We start from the raw sequence: 16,528 nt of genomic DNA on the forward strand, positions 1-16,528 counted from the left end.
CTCACATCCGCACGCGGGGGCCCTCGCCGACCGACCAGGTGCGCTCGTGCTCGATCCGGGAGACGGAGAGCACCTCCGTGCCGCGGATCACCACCTCGGTCGGGGCCGGCCGGCCCAGGAACATCAGCAGGCTGGCGGTGGGCCCGTAGGCGCCGGCGTTCGGGATCGCCACGGTGTCACCGATCTCCAGGTCGGGCAGGGCGATCTCCCGGCCGAGCACGTCGCCGGGCGTGCACAGCGGCCCGACCAGGCTGGCCCGGTGGGTCGCCTCGGTGTCCGGCTGCACCGCGACCGGCAGCAGCCGGCCCAGGCCGGACATGCCGCCGAAGGTGTTGATCCCGGCGTCGGCGATGACGAAGCCGCGGCCCCGGCTCTCCTTGATGTTGACCACCCGGGTGATCAGCGTCCCGGAGGCGCCGACCAGGTAGCGCCCGGACTCGCAGGCGATCCGCGGGCTGCCCTCGCGCCAGTCCGGGAAGTGCACGTCCAGGGCGGCGGCCAGCTCGGCGCGCAGCTTCGGGTAGGAGGCGCGCGGGCCGGGCACCGCGTACGGCACCGAGAACCCGCCGCCGATGTCCAGGAAGCGCAGCGGCAGGTCGTGCTCGGCGCACAGCTCGGCCGCCACGCTCAGCGTGTGCTGGAACTCGCCGATCAGGCTCTCCTCGTCCCGCGCGTTGCTGAGCGGGAAGAAGTGCAGGCCGGCCAGCTCGGTGCCGGGCACCGCGCGCAGCCGCGGCATCAGCTCGCCGAGGGTCTCGCTGTCGATGCCGAACTGCGACGGGGTGCCGGTCATCCGGATGCTGGTGGTGGCGGACGCGGCGACGTGGTTGATCCGCAGCAGCGCCTGGGCGACCACGCCGTGCCGCTGCGCGGCCGCGCCGATGTGCTCCAGGTCGGTGAGCGACTCGACGGAGAACATCCGCACCCCGGCGGCGATCGCGGTGTCCAGCTCGCCGCGGGTCTTGCCGGGTCCGGTGTAGAGGGTCAGCGCCGGGTCGTGCCCGGCGGCGATCGAGACGGACAGTTCGCCGGTGGAGCTGATCTCGGTACGGCAGCCGTGGCCGGGTGTCCCGCGCAGCGCCCGGAGCAGCTCCACGTGCGAGTTCGCCTTGACCGCGAAGAACAGCTCGAACTCCTCGGGCAGCGCGCCCAGCAGCTCGTCCCGGGCCGCCTCGACCTCGTCCAGGTCGTAGACGAACAGCGGGGTGCCGTATTCCGCGGCGAGCTTGTCGGCGAACTCCTGGGAGAGGCTCATCGGTCGGTCCCTTTCAGCATCTCGACGAGTGCCTGCCGGGCGTTCTTGCCGTGCAGGGTGAGGGGGAAGGTCTCCAGGACCCGGCAGGTGGCGGGCACCTTGGCCGGTTCCAGGCGGGTGGCGAGCTCCTTGACGACCACCTTCGGGGCCAGGTCGGACTCGACGAAGATGGTCAGGTCGTAGCCGTCGCCCGGGGGTACCGCGGCCGCGGCCCGCACCCCGGCGATGTCCATCGCGGCGGCCTCGATCTCGGTGGTGCTCATCCGGATGCCGCGGCGCTTGAACATGTCGTCGCGGCGGCCCTCGAAGTAGAGGTAGCCGTCCGCGTCGACGCTGCCGTAGTCGCCGGTGTGCAGCCGCAGCGCGCCGCTGGCCGTACGCCGGAAGGTCTTCTCGGACAGCTCGGGCAGCCGCCAGTAACCGGGCATCACGTGCGGGCCCTCCACGCAGATCTCGCCGACCTGGCCGGTGGGGACCTCGACGCCGGCCGGGTCGAGGATCCGCACCGTGGTGCCGCCGAACGGCCGGCCGACCGACTCGGGCCGGTCCTGGTCCTCCTCCGGCGGCATCACGGTGATCCGCTTGCACTCGGTCTGGCCGTACTGGCGGACCACCCGGACGCCGGGGAAGGTCTCCCGGAGCGCCTCGATGGTGGCGGCCGGCAGCGCCGCGCCGGTGTTGCTGATCAGCCGGACCGGCGGCATCGGGTCGTCGGACCGTTTGGCCAGCAGCGTGATCATGGTGGCCAGCGACGGGACGATCGGCACCACGGTGGTGCCGGTCTCCCGCATCCGGCGCAGCAGCACCAGGTCCGACTCGTTGTCGGCGAGCACGATCTCGGATCGGCCGAGCGCGCAGAGCAGCACCTTGTAGAGGCCGTAGTCCCAGGACAGCGGGAAGCGGCAGAAGACCACGTCGTCCGGCCGGTAGTCCATCTCCGCCTGGATCGCCCGGGAGGCGAAGGTGACCTGGGCGTGCGGGGCCATCACCGCTTTCGGCCGGGCGGTGCTGCCCGAGGTGTAGATCAGCGCGGCCAGGTCGGTGGGCTGGACCTGGGTGGTCTGCGGGGACCGCGGGCCGCGCGAGATGTAGAGCGTCTCCAGGGCCACGTCGTCGAAGTCGTGGACCGGGGCGACGTCCAGCTCGCGCAGGTTCCCGGCCAGCTCCGGGGTGGCGATGATGATCGTCGGGTCGGCGTCGGCGACCACCTGGGCCAGGTGGAACTGCTTCATCGACTTGTTCAGCGGGACGAACACCGCGCCGGCCCGGGACGCGCCGTAGAACATCGCGACCAGCTCGATCCGGGTCGGCGACTGCACCACGACCCGGTCGCCGGGGCTGACCCCGTGCGCCCGCAGCCAGGTGGCGAAGGCGTGCGCGCGGTTCGCGAGCTGTGCGTACGACCAGCGGGTGGTGGCGTCGCGGACCGCCCAGCGGGTCGGCGAGTCGTATTCCGCGTCGTCGAGGAGTTCGTGGACCAACTGGCTCATGACCGCTCTCCTGTCCGCAACTGGGTGGTCGCCTCGGCGGTCAGCCGCAGGCGGTCGATCTTCTTGTTGGTGTTCAGCGGGAACTCGGTGACGTGCCGGTAGTGCTTGGGGACCAGCTGCCGGGGCACGGTGCGGCCGATGTGCCGGGCCAGCACGGCCGGCGACTGCCGCTCGCCGGTGTAGAAGACGAGCAGCTCGGTGGTGCCGCCGACAGCCGCGCCGACGGTGACCGCGTCCTCCACGCCGGGGCAGGCGCGCACCGCGTGGTCCAGTTCGCCGAGCTCCACCCGCAGGCCGTGCACCTGCACCTGGGAGTCGGCCCGGCCGAGGTAGACCAGCTCGCCGCCGGCCACCTCGCGGACCAGGTCGCCGGTCCGGTAGTAGGTGCGCCCATCGATCTCCAGGTAGCGCCCGGCCTCGTGCCGCGGGTCCAGGTAGCCGGCCGAGACCTGCGGACCGGCGATGTACAACTCGCCCTCGATGATCCGTTGGTGGTGCCCGTCGTGCAGGTGGCCCAGGGGCACCACCCCGTTCACCCCGAGCGCCGTCGAAACCGCCGGTGACCAGGTGTGCCGGTGCGTGGTGATGGTGATCTCGGTGGGGCCGTAGACGTTGACCACCGACGAGTTCGGCGCGGCGGCCTGCCAGTCGGCGGTGTCGGTCCAGCGCAGCGCCTCACCGCCGAAGTAGGTCCAGCGCAGCGTCGGCATCGCGTTCGGGGTGAGCTTGCCGGTCCGCCGGACCAGGCCGATCGTGCTGGGCGCGGAGAACCACACGGTGACGCCGTGCTCGGCGACGAAGCCGGGCAGGTCCCGGTAGTGCGGGCCGAGGACGGCGACCAGCCGGGCCCCGGCGCCCCACGCGCACCACAGGTCGGAGACGGCCGAGTCCCAGTTGAGGTTGGCGGCCTGGGAGAAGACGTCGGCGGCGGTGAAGTCGTACCACCGGTCCATCAGGTCGAAGTAGTGGGTGAGGTTGGCGTGGCTGAGCCGGACGCCCTTCGGCGTGCCGGTCGAGCCGGAGGTGAACAGGATGTAGGCGATGTCCTGCGGATCCACCCGCCACGGGCGGTCCAGCCGGTGCGCCGGGCTGGTCACGATCGGCCGGGTCACCTCGGCGTCCCCCGCGGCCACCAGGGTCGGCAGGTCGACGCCGTGCTCGCGGAGCGCCGGCAGCAGCGCGGCGCCCTCGGCGTCGACGATCAGGGCGCGGACACCTGCCGCGCGGATCATCTCGACCAGGCGGGCCACCGGGAAGTCGGTCAGCATCGGCGCCGCGGTGGCCCCGGCATAGAGACAGGACAGGATGCCGAGGTACGCCTCCGCGCTCCGCCCGGCCAGCACGGCGACCGGCGCCGACCGGGGCAGCACCCGGCGCAGCGAGCCGGCCCACCGCAGGGCCAGCTCGTGCCCCTCGGTGTAACTGACCGTGCGGGGGCCGGCCTGAATGGCCGTACCGTAAGGGTTGATCGACACCCCGCGGGCGAAGCGGGCCTGGAGGCCGGCATCGGCCTGGATCACCGGCCCGGCGGTCACCACGTCGAGCGTCGTCATGAGACCGGCTCGACCATCTTCGACACGCTGTCCCAGAGGGCGCCGGGCGTGGCGAAGGTCTGCATGTTCAACATGTCGTCGAGGAAGCGCACCTGGTACTCGGCCTCCAGGACGGCCATCATCTCGATGATTCCCATCGAGTCCAGGCCCAGGTCACGCAGGCTGGTGTCCGGGTCGAGCGGCTCGTCGGCGTCCAGGAACGGAACGAACCGGCGCAGGATCTCCTCGAAGGTGGCGTCCCACATGTCACTGGCTCCCTTGGTCTTGGCTTGTCGATCGGTCAGGCTGCGACGCGGCGGCGCGCCTGCATGACGGTGCGGGGGCTGGCCCCGACCACGGTGAAGGCGTTGGTGGTGCAGGGCACCCGGGTGAACAGGCTGTCCGCGCCGGCCACCCGGAGCGTGCCGATCCCGCGGCCGCGCAGCGCGGCGACCACGTCCGGCCAGCGCACCGGCCGGACGAAGCCGTCCAGCAGCCACTCGCGGACCTCGGCCGCGGTGCTCCGCAGGCCGCCGTCCAGGTCGGCGACCAGCGGCAGCACCGGGTCGGCGAAGCTGATCCCGGCGACCACCTCGGCCTCGGCCCGGCGGCGCAGCTCCCCGAAGGCGCGGGAGTGCATCGGCGGGCGCAGCGTGTAGAGCGGCAGGCCGCCCACCGACCGCAGTCGCTGGGCCAGCCAGTCGAGGCGGTGCTCGCGCAGCGACAGCATGGTGAAGTCGTCGTCCACGTAGCAGGAGATGTCGTACCACTCGCCGGCCTCGTCCAGCTCGGCGAGGATCTCGGCGAGCCGGTCCGGGGCGGTCCGGGCGAAGCTCTGGGTGACCACGTCGGTGTGGTGGACGGTGAAGTAGTCGGTCATCAGCCGGGCGAACCCGGCGGTCATCCGGATCGCGTCGGCGAAGGAGAGCGAGCCGGCCCAGACGGCGGCGGCCTTGCCGCCGAAGCTCGGGCCGGTCACCGCGGCCGGCGGCACGTCGCTCTGCTCGGCGTGCCAGTCGGCCAGGGCCAGGCAGTTCACCAGGAAGGCGAGCTGCGCGACCTCGCTGTAGTCGCCCGGGGTCGCCCGGTAGCGGCGGACCAGCGAGAAGCCGAGCACCTCGTCCGCCTCGGCGACCCGGCGGCGGGCGAAGGCATTGCCGACCATGAACCGGGAAACCTCGTCGAATGACGTCGGGCCCATTCCGGGGAATACCAATGCCGTGTCGTTGCGGATTTCCTGGGACATGCTCGTGATCCCCATTCCGATCAATCCTTGCATTTATATTTTCCGCTGCTCGGGGGGCTGGATATAAGCCCCTAGCGCCCCTACCGGGGAAGCCATTCATCGACCGCGGAAGCGGTGGTCTCCACGTCGGATTCGACCAGCGTGAAATGGGTGCCCGGCACGGTACGGACGGCGTCCGCCCCGTCCCAGGTGGCCTGCCACGAGGTGTCTCCCGGCGCCTGCTCGACGAACGAGTCGGCGGCCTGCACGAACAGCACCGGGGCGCTGATCGGCTGCTTCTCGAAGCCGGGGAGCAGGTCGACGTACCGGCCGAAGGCGGAGAGCTGGGCGCTGTCGAACGGGCCGAAGGTGACCTCCTTCTCCGGGATGGCCATCGCCATGTGCCCGAAGATGCCGTCGTTCTCGGCCTGCACCGGATAGCTGTCCAGCAGCACCACCCCGGCCACCGGGGCGTCGTGCTCGCGTTCCAGGTGCGCCCCGACCGCGTGCGCGAGCAGCCCGCCGGAGGAGAAGCCGAGCAGGACGAACGGCTCGCCCTCGGCCGCCGCCAGGACGGCCGCGGCCAGCACCCGGACGGCCGCGCCGAACGACTCCGGCACCGGCTCGCCGCGCCCGAAGCCGGGCGTGGGCAGCGCGGTGACGTGCCGCCCGCCGGTCAGCCGGGCCGCGAGCCGGGCGTGCTGGTGCACCCCGCCGGCGATGGTCGGCGTGCTCAGGCAGATCAGCCGGGGCAGCGCGCCGGTCCCGGCGGCCAGCGTCACCGGGGCGGGCAGCGGCGCGTCCTCCGGTCCGTGGAAGGCCGGGCGCAGGTCGGCGACCGCCTTCAGCATGGCCAGCCCGGGCTGCAGCCGGTCGGCCAGGACCGCGTCCAGGAACAGCTGGTAGAGCGTGTCGACCGGCGCCGCCGCCGGGCGGCTGGTGCCGGTGGCCGCGAGGCCCGGCTCGGCCTGGACCACCCGGGCCAGCTCGGCCGGGGTCTTCGCGTCGAACACCGCCATCGCCGGCAGCGACAGGTCGAGCGCCGCGTTGATCCGGTTGCGCAGCTCGACCGCGGTGAGCGAGTCGAAGCCGGCCTCCAGGAAGCCGCGTTCCGGCTCGACGTCCTCCGGGCCGCCGTGCCCGAGGATCTCGGCGGCCCAGACCTGGATCAGCCGGGTCAGCTCGGCGAGCTGCGCCTCCCCGGACAGTCCGCGCACCTCGGACTCGGTGCGGACCGGGGTGGCCCGGCGGCGGGCCGGCGGCACCAGGCCGCGCAGCAGCGCCGGCAGGTCGTCGGCGCGTCGGCGCAGCGCGGCCCGGTCGACCGGCATCGGCACCAGGTGCGCCCGGTCGCTCGCCACCGCCCGGTCGAACAGCGTGAGCGCGTCCGCGGCGGGCAGCGCCGGCAGCCCGAGCCGGGCCATCCGCTGCAGGTGACCGTCGTCCATCAGGCTGGTCAGCCCGGTCTCCGCCTGCCACAGGCCGTAGCTGAGCGCGGTGGCCGGCAGCCCGGCGGCGCGCCGGTGGGCGGCGAGCGCGTCCAGGTAGACGTTCGCGGCCGCGTAGTTGCCCTGCCCGGCGGCGAGCACCAGGCCGCCGGCCGAGGAGAACAGCACGAAAGCGGTCAGCGGCAGGTGCGCGGTGAGCTCGTGCAGGTGCCGGGCGGCGTCCGCCTTCGGCCCCATGACCCGGCGAACCTGCTCGGCGGTGAGGTCAGCGGCCAAACCGTTCGAGGCGACCCCGGCCGCATGAACGATTCCGGTCAGCTCGTCGCCGATCCGGGTCAGCAGCTCGCGCAGCGCCGCCCGGTCCGACACGTCGCAGGCGACCGCTTCGGCCGCACCGCCGAGATCCGCGAGGCGCGCGATCAGTTCCGGTGCGCCCGGCGCGTCCGGACCACGTCGACTTGTCAGGACCAGTTTTCGTACGCCATGAGCCCGCACGAGATGCTCAGCCACGAGCGCCCCGAGTCCGCCGGTCCCGCCGGTGATCAGCACGGTCCCCTCCGGACCCCACACCGGCCGGTCCTGAGCCTCGACCGAAGCCTGCGTCAACCGCGGAACCAGCAGCTCCCCGCCCCGGACCGCCAGCTCCGGCTCGCCACCGGCCAGCACTCGCCCGAGCAGCTCGTCGCCGACCTCGCCGTCGCTGTCCAGCAGCACGAACCGGTCCGGGTTCTCCGCCTGCGCGGCCCGGATCAGGCCCCACGCTGGAGCGACCGCCAGGTCGACGTCCTCGCCCGGCCGGACCGCCACCGCGCCGCGGGTCAGCACGACCAGCTTCCGGCCGCCAGGCGCCCCCTGGATCAGCTCCAGCGCGGCGACCGTGGTGTCTCCCGGCTGCGTGCCGGTCAGCTCGGTCACCACCGTGTCCGCGATCGCCACCGGCTCGACCGCTGCCGCCGGTGTCCAGGTGATCTCGAACAGCGCTTGGTTCGCAGTGCTTTTGTTCAGGTCGGCGGCGACCGGCCGCAACGTCATCGACCGCACCGACGCCACCGGGGCGCCGGCCTGGTCGGCCAGCTCCAGCGAGACCGCGGTGCCGCCGGTCGGGGCCAGCCGCACCCGGACCGCGTCCACCCCGGCGGTGTGCAGCGTGACACCCTCCCAGGAGAACGGCATCAGCGTGCCCGGGTCGCTGTCGCCCTCGCCGAGCGCGCCGAACCCGAGCGCGTGCATGGTGGCGTCCAGCAGCGCCGGGTGCACGCCGAACCGCTGGGCGTCGGCCCGGGCCTGCTCCGGGACGGCCACCTCGGCGTAGACGACGCCGTCGCGCCGCCAGGCCGCGCGCAGCGCGCGGAAGGTGGGGCCGTATCCGTAGCCACGGTCCTGCAGGGTGTCGTACAGGTCGGTGACGTCGACCTCCTCGGCACCCGGCGGCGGCCAGGCGGTCAGGTCGGCGGGCGCCGGGCCGGCCGGCGCGACGGCCAGGAAACCGGCCGCGTGCTGTGCCCACTCGCCGTCCGCGCCGGGCCGGGAGTAGACCGCGACCGGGTGCCGCCCGGCCTCGTCCGGCCCGTCCACCACCACCTGGACGGTGATCACGCCGCGGCCCGGGAAGACCAGCGGCGCTTGCAGGGTCAGCTCGTCGACCAGGTCGCAGCCGACCTCGTCGCCGGCCCGCAGCGCCAGCTCGACGAACGCGGTGCCGGGCAGCAGCACCTCGCCGAGCACCTCGTGGTCGGCCACCCACGGCGTGCCGTCCACCGACAACCGGCCGGTGAGCACCACCCCGCCGGACCGCGGGGCGGCCACCACCGCGCCGAGCAGCGGATGCCCGGCGGCGGTCACGCCGAGCGCGGCCGGGTCGCCGGACGGCTCGTCGTCGAGCAGCCAGAAGTGCTTGCGGTCGAAGGCGTAGGTGGGCAGGTCGGCCGGGCGGGCGCCGGTGCCGTCGAAGAGCCGCGCCCAGGTGACCGGGACGTTGCTGGCTGCCAGGGCGGTGACCAGCTGCTTCTCTTCGGGCTGGGTGCGGTGCTGGAGGCCGAGGAACACCGCGTCGTCGGTGATCTGGCGGCCCAGACCGGTGAGCGTGCTGTCCGGGCCGACCTCCAGGAACGTGGTCACTCCCCGGTCCAGCAGGTCGGTCACGATGTCGTGGAAGCGGACGGTGGTGCGGACGTGATCGACCCAGTAGTTGGGGTCCGTCACGTCGCCGATCGTGATCAGCGGGATGGCCGGGTCCGCAAATTCGAGAGATTGGGCGATCTGCCGGAAGTCGTCGAGCATCGGCTCCATCAGGTGCGAGTGGAACGCGTGCGAGGTGTTCAGCCGCGTCGACTTGACGCCCAGCCGGTCCACCACCGACAGCACGGCCGATTCAGAACCGGACAGCACCACCGAGGTGGGCCCGTTGACCGCGGCGATGTCGACACCCGGGATCAGCTCGATCGCACTCTCCGGGGCGGCCACCGCGACCATCACGCCACCGGCCGGCAGGACCTGCATCAACCGGCCCCGGGCCGCGACGAGGCGAGCCGCGTCCTCAAGGGACAGGACACCGGCGACGTGCGCCGCGGCGATCTCCCCGATCGAGTGGCCCGCGAGGTAGTCGGGGCGAACACCCCAGGATTCGAGGAGCCGGTAGAGAGCGACCTCGAACGCGAAGATCGCCGGCTGGGTGTTGGCCGTCTGCGCCAGCAACTCCGCGTCGGAGCCCCAGGCGATGTCCTTGACCGCCGACCCGGCCGCATCGAACGCCGCCGCGAAGACCGGGAAGCGCTCGTACAGGTCACGGCCCATGCCGAGACGCTGCGAACCCTGCCCGGTGAAGAGCAGCGCCACCGGCCCGGCCGCCCGCGGCGCGGTCACCGACCCGAGCGCCGCGATCAGCTCCGCCCGGTCCCGCCCGGCCACCACCACCCGGTGGTCGAGCGCGGCCCGCGTCGACACCGTCGACCACCCGACGTCGAGCGGCGACAGGTCCGGCCGGGCGATCAGGTGCTCGCGCAGCCGCGCGGCCTGCCGGGCCAGCCCGTCCGCCTTGCGGGCGTGCAGCACCACCGGCGCCACCACGTCGCGCGGCGGCGCGGCGGCGGCCGGGACCGCGAGCGGCGCCTGCTCGATGATCACGTGCGCGTTGGTGCCGCTGATCCCGAACGAGGAGACCGCCGCCCGCCGCGGCCGGTCCACCGCCGGCCAGTCGACCGGCTCGGTGACCAGCCGGACGTGGCCGGCCGACCAGTCCACCATCGGCGACGGCTCGTCCACGTGCAGGGTCTTCGGCACGACCCCGTGCCGCATCGCCTCGACCACCTTGATGATCCCGGCGACGCCGGCGGCGGCCTGGGTGTGCCCGATGTTGGACTTGATCGAGCCGAGCAGCAGCGGCCGGTCCGCCGGCCGGTCCTGCCCGTAGGTGGCGAGCAGCGCCTGCGCCTCGATCGGGTCGCCCAGCGTGGTGCCGGTGCCGTGCGCCTCGACCAGGTCCACGTCGTCGACGGCCAGTCCGGCCCCGGCCAGGGCCTGACGGATCACCCGGCGCTGGGACGGCCCGTTCGGCGCGCTGAACCCGTTGCTGGCGCCGTCCTGGTTGACCGCCGAGCCGCGGATCACCGCGAGCACCTGGTGCCCGTTGCGCTGCGCGTCGGAGAGCCGCTCCAGGAGCAGCAGCCCGGCGCCCTCACCCCAGCCGGTGCCGTCCGCGCCACCGGCGAACGACTTGCACCGGCCGTCCGAGGCCAGCCCGCGCTGCCGGCTGAACTCGACGAACATGGCCGGGGTGGCCATCACCGCGACGCCACCGGCCAGCGCGAGCGAGCACTCGCCGCTGCGCAGCGACTGCATCGCGAAGTGCAGCGCGACCAGCGACGACGAGCAGGCGGTGTCGACGCTGATGGCCGGGCCCTCCAGGCCCAGGGTGTAGGCGATCCGCCCGGAGACCAGCGAGCCGCCGGTGCTGTCCACGCCGTAGTCGTGGTACATCAGGCCGGTGAACACGCCGGTGCTGCTGCCGCGCAGCGCCTGCGGGTCGACCCCGGCCCGTTCCAGGGCCTCCCACGCGGTCTCCAGCAGCAACCGCTGCTGCGGGTCCATCAGCACCGCCTCGTTCGGGCTGATCCCGAAGAAGGCCGGGTCGAACTCGGCGGCGTCGTAGAGGAAACCGCCCTCGTTGGCGTAGGTCTTGCCGGGCTTGCCCGGCTCCGGGTCGTGGACCGCCGGGTCCCAGCCGCGGTCGGCGGGGAACTCGCCGACCGCGTCGACGCCGTCGGCGACCAGCCGCCACAAATCCTCCGGCGAGGCCACCCCGCCCGGGTAGCGGCAGGCCATCCCGACGATCGCGATCGGGTCGTCGTCCCGGGCGGCCGGGGCGGGGCGGGGCGCGGGCAGCGGCTCCTCCGTACCGGAAATGGTCTCCAGGATGTGCCGGGTGACCGCGAGCGCGCTGGGGTGGTCGAAGACCAGCGTCGGCGACAGCCGCAGGCCGGTCGCGGTGTTCAGCACGTTGCGCAGCTCGACCGCGGAGAGCGAGTCGAAGCCGAGGTCCTTGAAGGCCCGGTCGGCGGCGACCGCGTCGGCGGAGGCGTGCCCGAGCACGGTCGCCACGTTGCCGCGGACCACCTCGAGGACGGTCGCCTCGCGCCGCTCCGGGTCCAGCCCGGCCAGCTGCCGGGCGAGCGAGGAGCCGCCGCCGGTCGGGGCGGTGGTCCGCCGGCGGGCCGGGACCAGGCCGCGCAGCAGCGCGGGCAGTTCGTCGGTGCGCTTGCGCAGCGCGGTCCGGTCGACCGGCACGGCCACCACGGCGGGCCGGTCGCCGCCGACCGCCCGGTCCAGCAGCGCGAGAGCGTCGGCGGTGGGCAGCGCGGGCAGGCCGAGCCGGTCCATCCGCTGCAGGTGGCTGTCGTCCATCTGGCTGCTCATGCCGGTCTCGGCCTGCCACAGGCCGTAGGCGACCGCGGTGGCCGGCAGCCCGGCGAGCCGCCGGTGCCCGGCGAGCGCGTCCAGGAAGACGTTCGCGGCCGCGTAGTTGCCCTGCCCGGCGGCGAGCACCAGGCCGCCGGCCGAGGAGAACAGCACGAAGTGGGTCAGCGGCAGGTCGGCGGTCAGCTCGTGCAGCAGCCAGCCGGCCTCGACCTTGGGGGTGAAGACGGTGGCGACCTGCTCGGCGGTCAGGTCCGCCGCCATGCCGTTCGCGGCGACGCCGGCGGCGTGCACGATTCCGGTCAGGCCGTCCCCGATCCGGGCGAGCAGCCCGGCCAGCGCGTCCCGGTCCGACACGTCGCAGGCGACCGCCTCGGCCGCGCCGCCCAGATCCGCGAGGCGGGCGATCAGCTCGGGTGCGCCCGGCGCGTCCGGACCACGACGACTCGTCAGGACCAGCTTGCGTACGCCGTGCGCGCGCACCAGGTGCTCGGCCACGATCGCGCCGAGCCCGCCGGTGCCGCCGGTGATCAGCACGGTCCCGTCCGGGTCCCACGAGCCGGGCGCCGCCGCCGGCAGCGGGGCCAAGCGCGGCACCCGCACCTGGCCGGCGCGCACGGCCAGCTCCGGCTCCGCACCGGCGAGGGCCTGGGCGAGGATCCCGTCGGTGATCTCGCCGTCGGTGTCCAGCAGCACGAACCGGTCCGGGTTCTCCGCCTGCGCGGCCCGGATCAGCCCCCACACCGGCGCGACGGCCAGGTCGATCGGGTCGTCCGGCTGCACCGCGACCGCGTGCCGGGTCTGCACGACCAGCCGGGAGCCGGACAGCCGCGGCTCGGCCAGCCACTCCTGCACCAGCGCGAGCAGCTCGGTGGTCACCGCCAGCGCCCGGGCCGGCACGTCGCCGTCGCCGCCCGCGGTCACCGGGACGATGACCGTCCCGGGTGTCTCGTCCGATTCCAGCAGCGCGCCCAGCCGGGTGGTGTGCTGACTTCCGGGGTGCTCCGCGCCGGGCACCGCCGCGGCCGGGCCGAGCGTCACCCAGGTGGCGTTGCCGGCCACCGCGCCCGGCGCGGGCAGCCAGTCGATGCCGAACAGGGCCTGGTCGGCGCCCGGCTGCGCGGGGGCGAGCTGGGCCGCCGAGACCGGGCGGGAGACCAGCGAGCCGACGGTCAGCACCGGGCGGCCCCGCTCGTCGGCGACGCTGAACGACATGCTGTCGGTGGTCGGCGTGACGATCCGGACCCGGACCGCGGCGGCGCCGGCCGCGTGCAGGGTGACGCCGCTCCACGCGAACGGCAGCAGGGTCTGCTCGTCGGCGCCGGTCGCGCCGCGGTCGCCGAGCATCGCGGCGTGCATCGAGGCGTCCAGCAACGCCGGGTGCACGCCGAACCCGGCGGCCTCGTCGTGGGCCGCGGCGGGCAGCGCGACCTCGGCGAACAGCTCGTCGCCGCGCCGCCAGGCGGCCCGCAGGCCCTGGAACATCGGGCCGTAGGCGTAGCCGATGTCGAGCAGCCGGTCGTACGCCCCCTCGACGGTGACCGGCTCGGCGCCGGCCGGCGGCCAGACGGTCAGATCGGGCGCCGCCACCTCGGCACCGGCCGCGCCGAGGACCCCGGCCGCGTGCTGCACCCAGGGCTGGTCCGGGCCGTCGGCCCGGGAGAAGACGTCGACGGTACGGCGACCGCCCGCGTCCGGCCCGCCGACCACCACCTGCAGCGCCACGCCGCCGTCCGGGGCCAGCACCAGCGGGGCACGCAGGGTCAGCTCCTCCAGGACCGGGCAGCCGGCCTCCTCGCCGGCGCGCAGGGCCAGCTCGACGAAGCCGGTGCCGGGCAGCAGCACGCTGCCGAGCACCTCGTGGTCGGCGACCCAGGCGTGCCGGTCGAGGGTGAGCCGGCCGGTGAGCACCAGACCGCCCGACTGCGGGGCGGCGACCACCGCGCCGAGCAGCGGGTGCTCGAACCGGGTCAGGCCGGCCGCGGTGAGCCGGCGGGCGGCGCCGCCGGTCCAGGCGTCGCTGAAGTCCCACTCCTCGATCCAGAACCACTGCTGGTCGAACGCGTAGGAGGGCAGGTCGACCGGCTCACCGGCGGGCAGCAGCGCGGTCCAGTCGACCGGGACGCCGCGGGTCCACGCGGTGGCCACGCCGGTGAGCAGCTCGCGCTCCTCGGACCGGTTCCGCCGCTGCAGGGCGACCACGGCCAGGCCCTCGTCGTCCAGGGTCTGCCGGGCCATCCCGGTGAGCACCGCGTCCGGGCCGACCTCCAGGAACGTCCGGACGCCGGCGTCGCGCAGGGTGGTCACCGCGTCGGCGAACCGGACCGCCTCGCGGACGTGCCGCACCCAGTAGGCCGGGGTGGCCAGCGCCTCCGGGTCGGCGAGCGCGCCGGTCACGTCCGAGACGATCGGGATGGCCGGCGGGTGGAAGGTGATGCCGCGCAGCGCCTCGGCGAAGTCGGTCAGCATCGGGTCCATCAGCGGCGAGTGGAACGCGTGCGAGACGGTCAGCCGGGTGGACCGGACGTCCAGCGCGGCGACGATCCGGTCGACCGCCTCGGCGGCGCCGGAGATCACCACGGCGTTCGGCGCGTTCACCGCGGCGATGTCCACGGCCGGGCCGAGCAGCGGGCGGACCTGCTCCTCGGTGGCGGCCAGGGCGACCATCACGCCGCCGGCCGGCAGCGCCTGCATCAGCCGGCCGCGCGCCGCGACCAGGGCGGCCGCGTCGTCCAGCGACAGCACGCCGGCCACGTGCGCGGCGGCGATCTCGCCGACCGAGTGCCCGGCCAGGTAGTCCGGCCGGATCCCCCACGACTCGATCAGCCGGTACAGGGCGGTCTCGAAGGCGAAGACGGCCGCCTGGGTGGTCGCGGTCCGCGCCAGATCCTCGGCGGACGAGCCCCAGAGCACGTCGCGCAGCGGCCGGTCCAGGTGCCGGTCCAGGGCGGCGAGGGCGGCGTCGAAGGCGGCGGCGAAGACCGGGAACCGCTCGGACAGCTCGCGGCCCATCCCGGGCCGCTGCGAGCCCTGCCCGGTGAACAGCGCCGCGATCCCGCCGCCGGTCACCGTGCCGGTGATCGCCGGCGCCGCGCCGGTCAGCCCGGCGACCACCTCGTCCCGGCCGGCGCCGAGCACCACGGTCCGGTGGTCGAACAGCGCCCGCCGGGTGACCAGGGCGTGCGCGGTGTCCGGCAGCGGCGCGCCGCCGGCCAGCAGGCCGGCCAGCCGCTCCGCCTGAGCCGGCAGCGCGGCGGCCGACTTGGCGGTGACCGCGACCGGCACCAGGGTGTGCGCGACCGGCGGGACCGGCGCGGCCGGCTCCTCGTCCGGCGCCTGCTCGATGATCACGTGCGCGTTGGTGCCGCTGATCCCGAACGACGAGATGCCGGCCCGGCGCGGCCGGTCCACGGCCGGCCAGTCGACCGCCTCGGTGAGCAGCCGGACGTTGCCCGCGTCCCAGTCGACGACCGGGGTGGGCGTGTCCACGTGCAGGGTCTTCGGCATCACCCCGTGCCGGATCGCCTGGACCAGCTTGATGATCCCGGCGACGCCGGCCGCCGACTGGGTGTGCCCGATGTTGGACTTGATCGACCCGAGCCACAGCGGCCGGTCGTCCGGCCGGTCCTGGCCGTAGGTCGCGAGCAGCGCCTGTGCCTCGATCGGGTCGCCCAGCGTGGTGCCGGTGCCGTGCGCCTCGACCAGGTCCACCTGGTCGGCGGAGAGCTGGGCGCCGGCCAGCGCCGCCTTGATCACCCGGCGCTGGGACGGGCCGTTCGGCGCGCTGAACCCGTTGCTGGCGCCGTCCTGGTTGACCGCCGAGCCGCGGACCACGGCGAGCACCCGGTGCCCGTTGCGGCGGGCGTCGGCGAGCCGCTCGACGACCAGCACCCCGACGCCCTCGCCCCACGAGGTGCCGTCGGCGGCGCCGGCGAACGACTTGCACCGGCCGTCCGGGGCCAGCCCGCGCTGCCGGCTGAACTCGACGAACACCTCCGGGGTGGCCATCACCGCGACGCCGCCGACCAGGCCCAGCTCGCACTCGCCGGAGCGCAGCGCCTGGATCGCCCAGTGCAGCGCGACCAGCGACGACGAGCAGGCGGTGTCGACCGTGACGGCCGGGCCCTCCAGGCCGAGCACGTAGGAGATCCGGCCGGAGGCGTTCGCGCCGGTGCTGTTGTTGGCCGCGTAGTCGTGGTACATCATCCCGGCGAAGACGCCGGTCGAGCTGCCCTTGAGGGTGGCCGGGTCGATGCCGGCGTGCTCGAACGCCTCCCACGAGGTCTCCAGCAGCAGCCGCTGCTGCGGGTCCATCAGCAGCGCCTCGTTCGGGCTGATCCCGAAGAACGCCGGGTCGAACCGGCCGGCGTCGTGCAGGAAGCCGCCGTTCCGGCTGTAGGTGCGGCCGACCACGCCGGGCTCCGGGTCGTACACGCCGTCCACGTCCCAGCCCCGGTTGTCCGGGAACTCGGTGATCGCGTCGACGCCGTCGGCCACCAGCCGCCACAGGTCGTCGGCGGAGGCCACCCCGCCGGGGTAGCGGCAGGCCATGCCGACGATCGCGATCGGCTCGCGGGCCGCCGCGGCCAGCTTGCGGTTCTGCGCCCGCAGCCGCTCGGTCTCCTTGAGCGACGCCCGAAGCGCCTGGACCACCTTGTCCGCTGAGT

The 16,528-nt window shown here is 74.4% G+C and carries 5 protein-coding genes and 1 pseudogene; all 6 read right to left on the bottom strand.

Annotation, left to right across the window (positions count from 1 at the left end; all coding sequences use genetic code 11):
- Position 1 precedes the first annotated feature (1 nt).
- On the bottom strand, positions 2-1,255 hold the full coding sequence (locus BJY16_RS46080) for a type III PLP-dependent enzyme domain-containing protein (RefSeq protein WP_185046141.1): 1,254 nt from the start codon (positions 1,253-1,255) through the stop codon (positions 2-4).
- Entirely contained in the window at positions 1,252-2,745 is a 1,494-nt protein-coding gene (locus tag BJY16_RS46085; RefSeq protein WP_185046142.1) for an AMP-binding protein, read from the bottom strand. The genes BJY16_RS46080 and BJY16_RS46085 overlap by 4 nt, the downstream gene beginning before the upstream one ends.
- Entirely contained in the window at positions 2,742-4,298 is a 1,557-nt protein-coding gene (locus BJY16_RS46090; RefSeq protein WP_185046143.1) for an AMP-binding protein, read from the bottom strand. Before BJY16_RS46090 ends, BJY16_RS46085 begins: the two co-directional genes overlap by 4 nt.
- Positions 4,295-4,543, bottom strand: coding sequence for an acyl carrier protein (locus tag BJY16_RS46095; protein ID WP_185046144.1), 249 nt, complete (start codon positions 4,541-4,543; stop codon positions 4,295-4,297). The genes BJY16_RS46090 and BJY16_RS46095 overlap by 4 nt, the downstream gene beginning before the upstream one ends.
- Before the next feature lie 35 nt (positions 4,544-4,578).
- Positions 4,579-5,478 carry an ACP S-malonyltransferase gene (locus tag BJY16_RS46100; RefSeq protein ID WP_260418382.1) on the bottom strand — a complete coding sequence of 300 codons (900 nt, stop codon included), beginning with the start codon at positions 5,476-5,478 and terminating at the stop codon, positions 4,579-4,581.
- Between the two features lie 149 nt (positions 5,479-5,627).
- Positions 5,628-16,520 (bottom strand): annotated as a pseudogene (locus BJY16_RS46105) (SDR family NAD(P)-dependent oxidoreductase); the annotation flags it as partial.
- Positions 16,521-16,528: the final 8 nt, after the last annotated feature.

The sequence above is a fragment of the Actinoplanes octamycinicus genome (assembly GCF_014205225.1).
GTDB lineage: Bacteria > Actinomycetota > Actinomycetes > Mycobacteriales > Micromonosporaceae > Actinoplanes > Actinoplanes octamycinicus.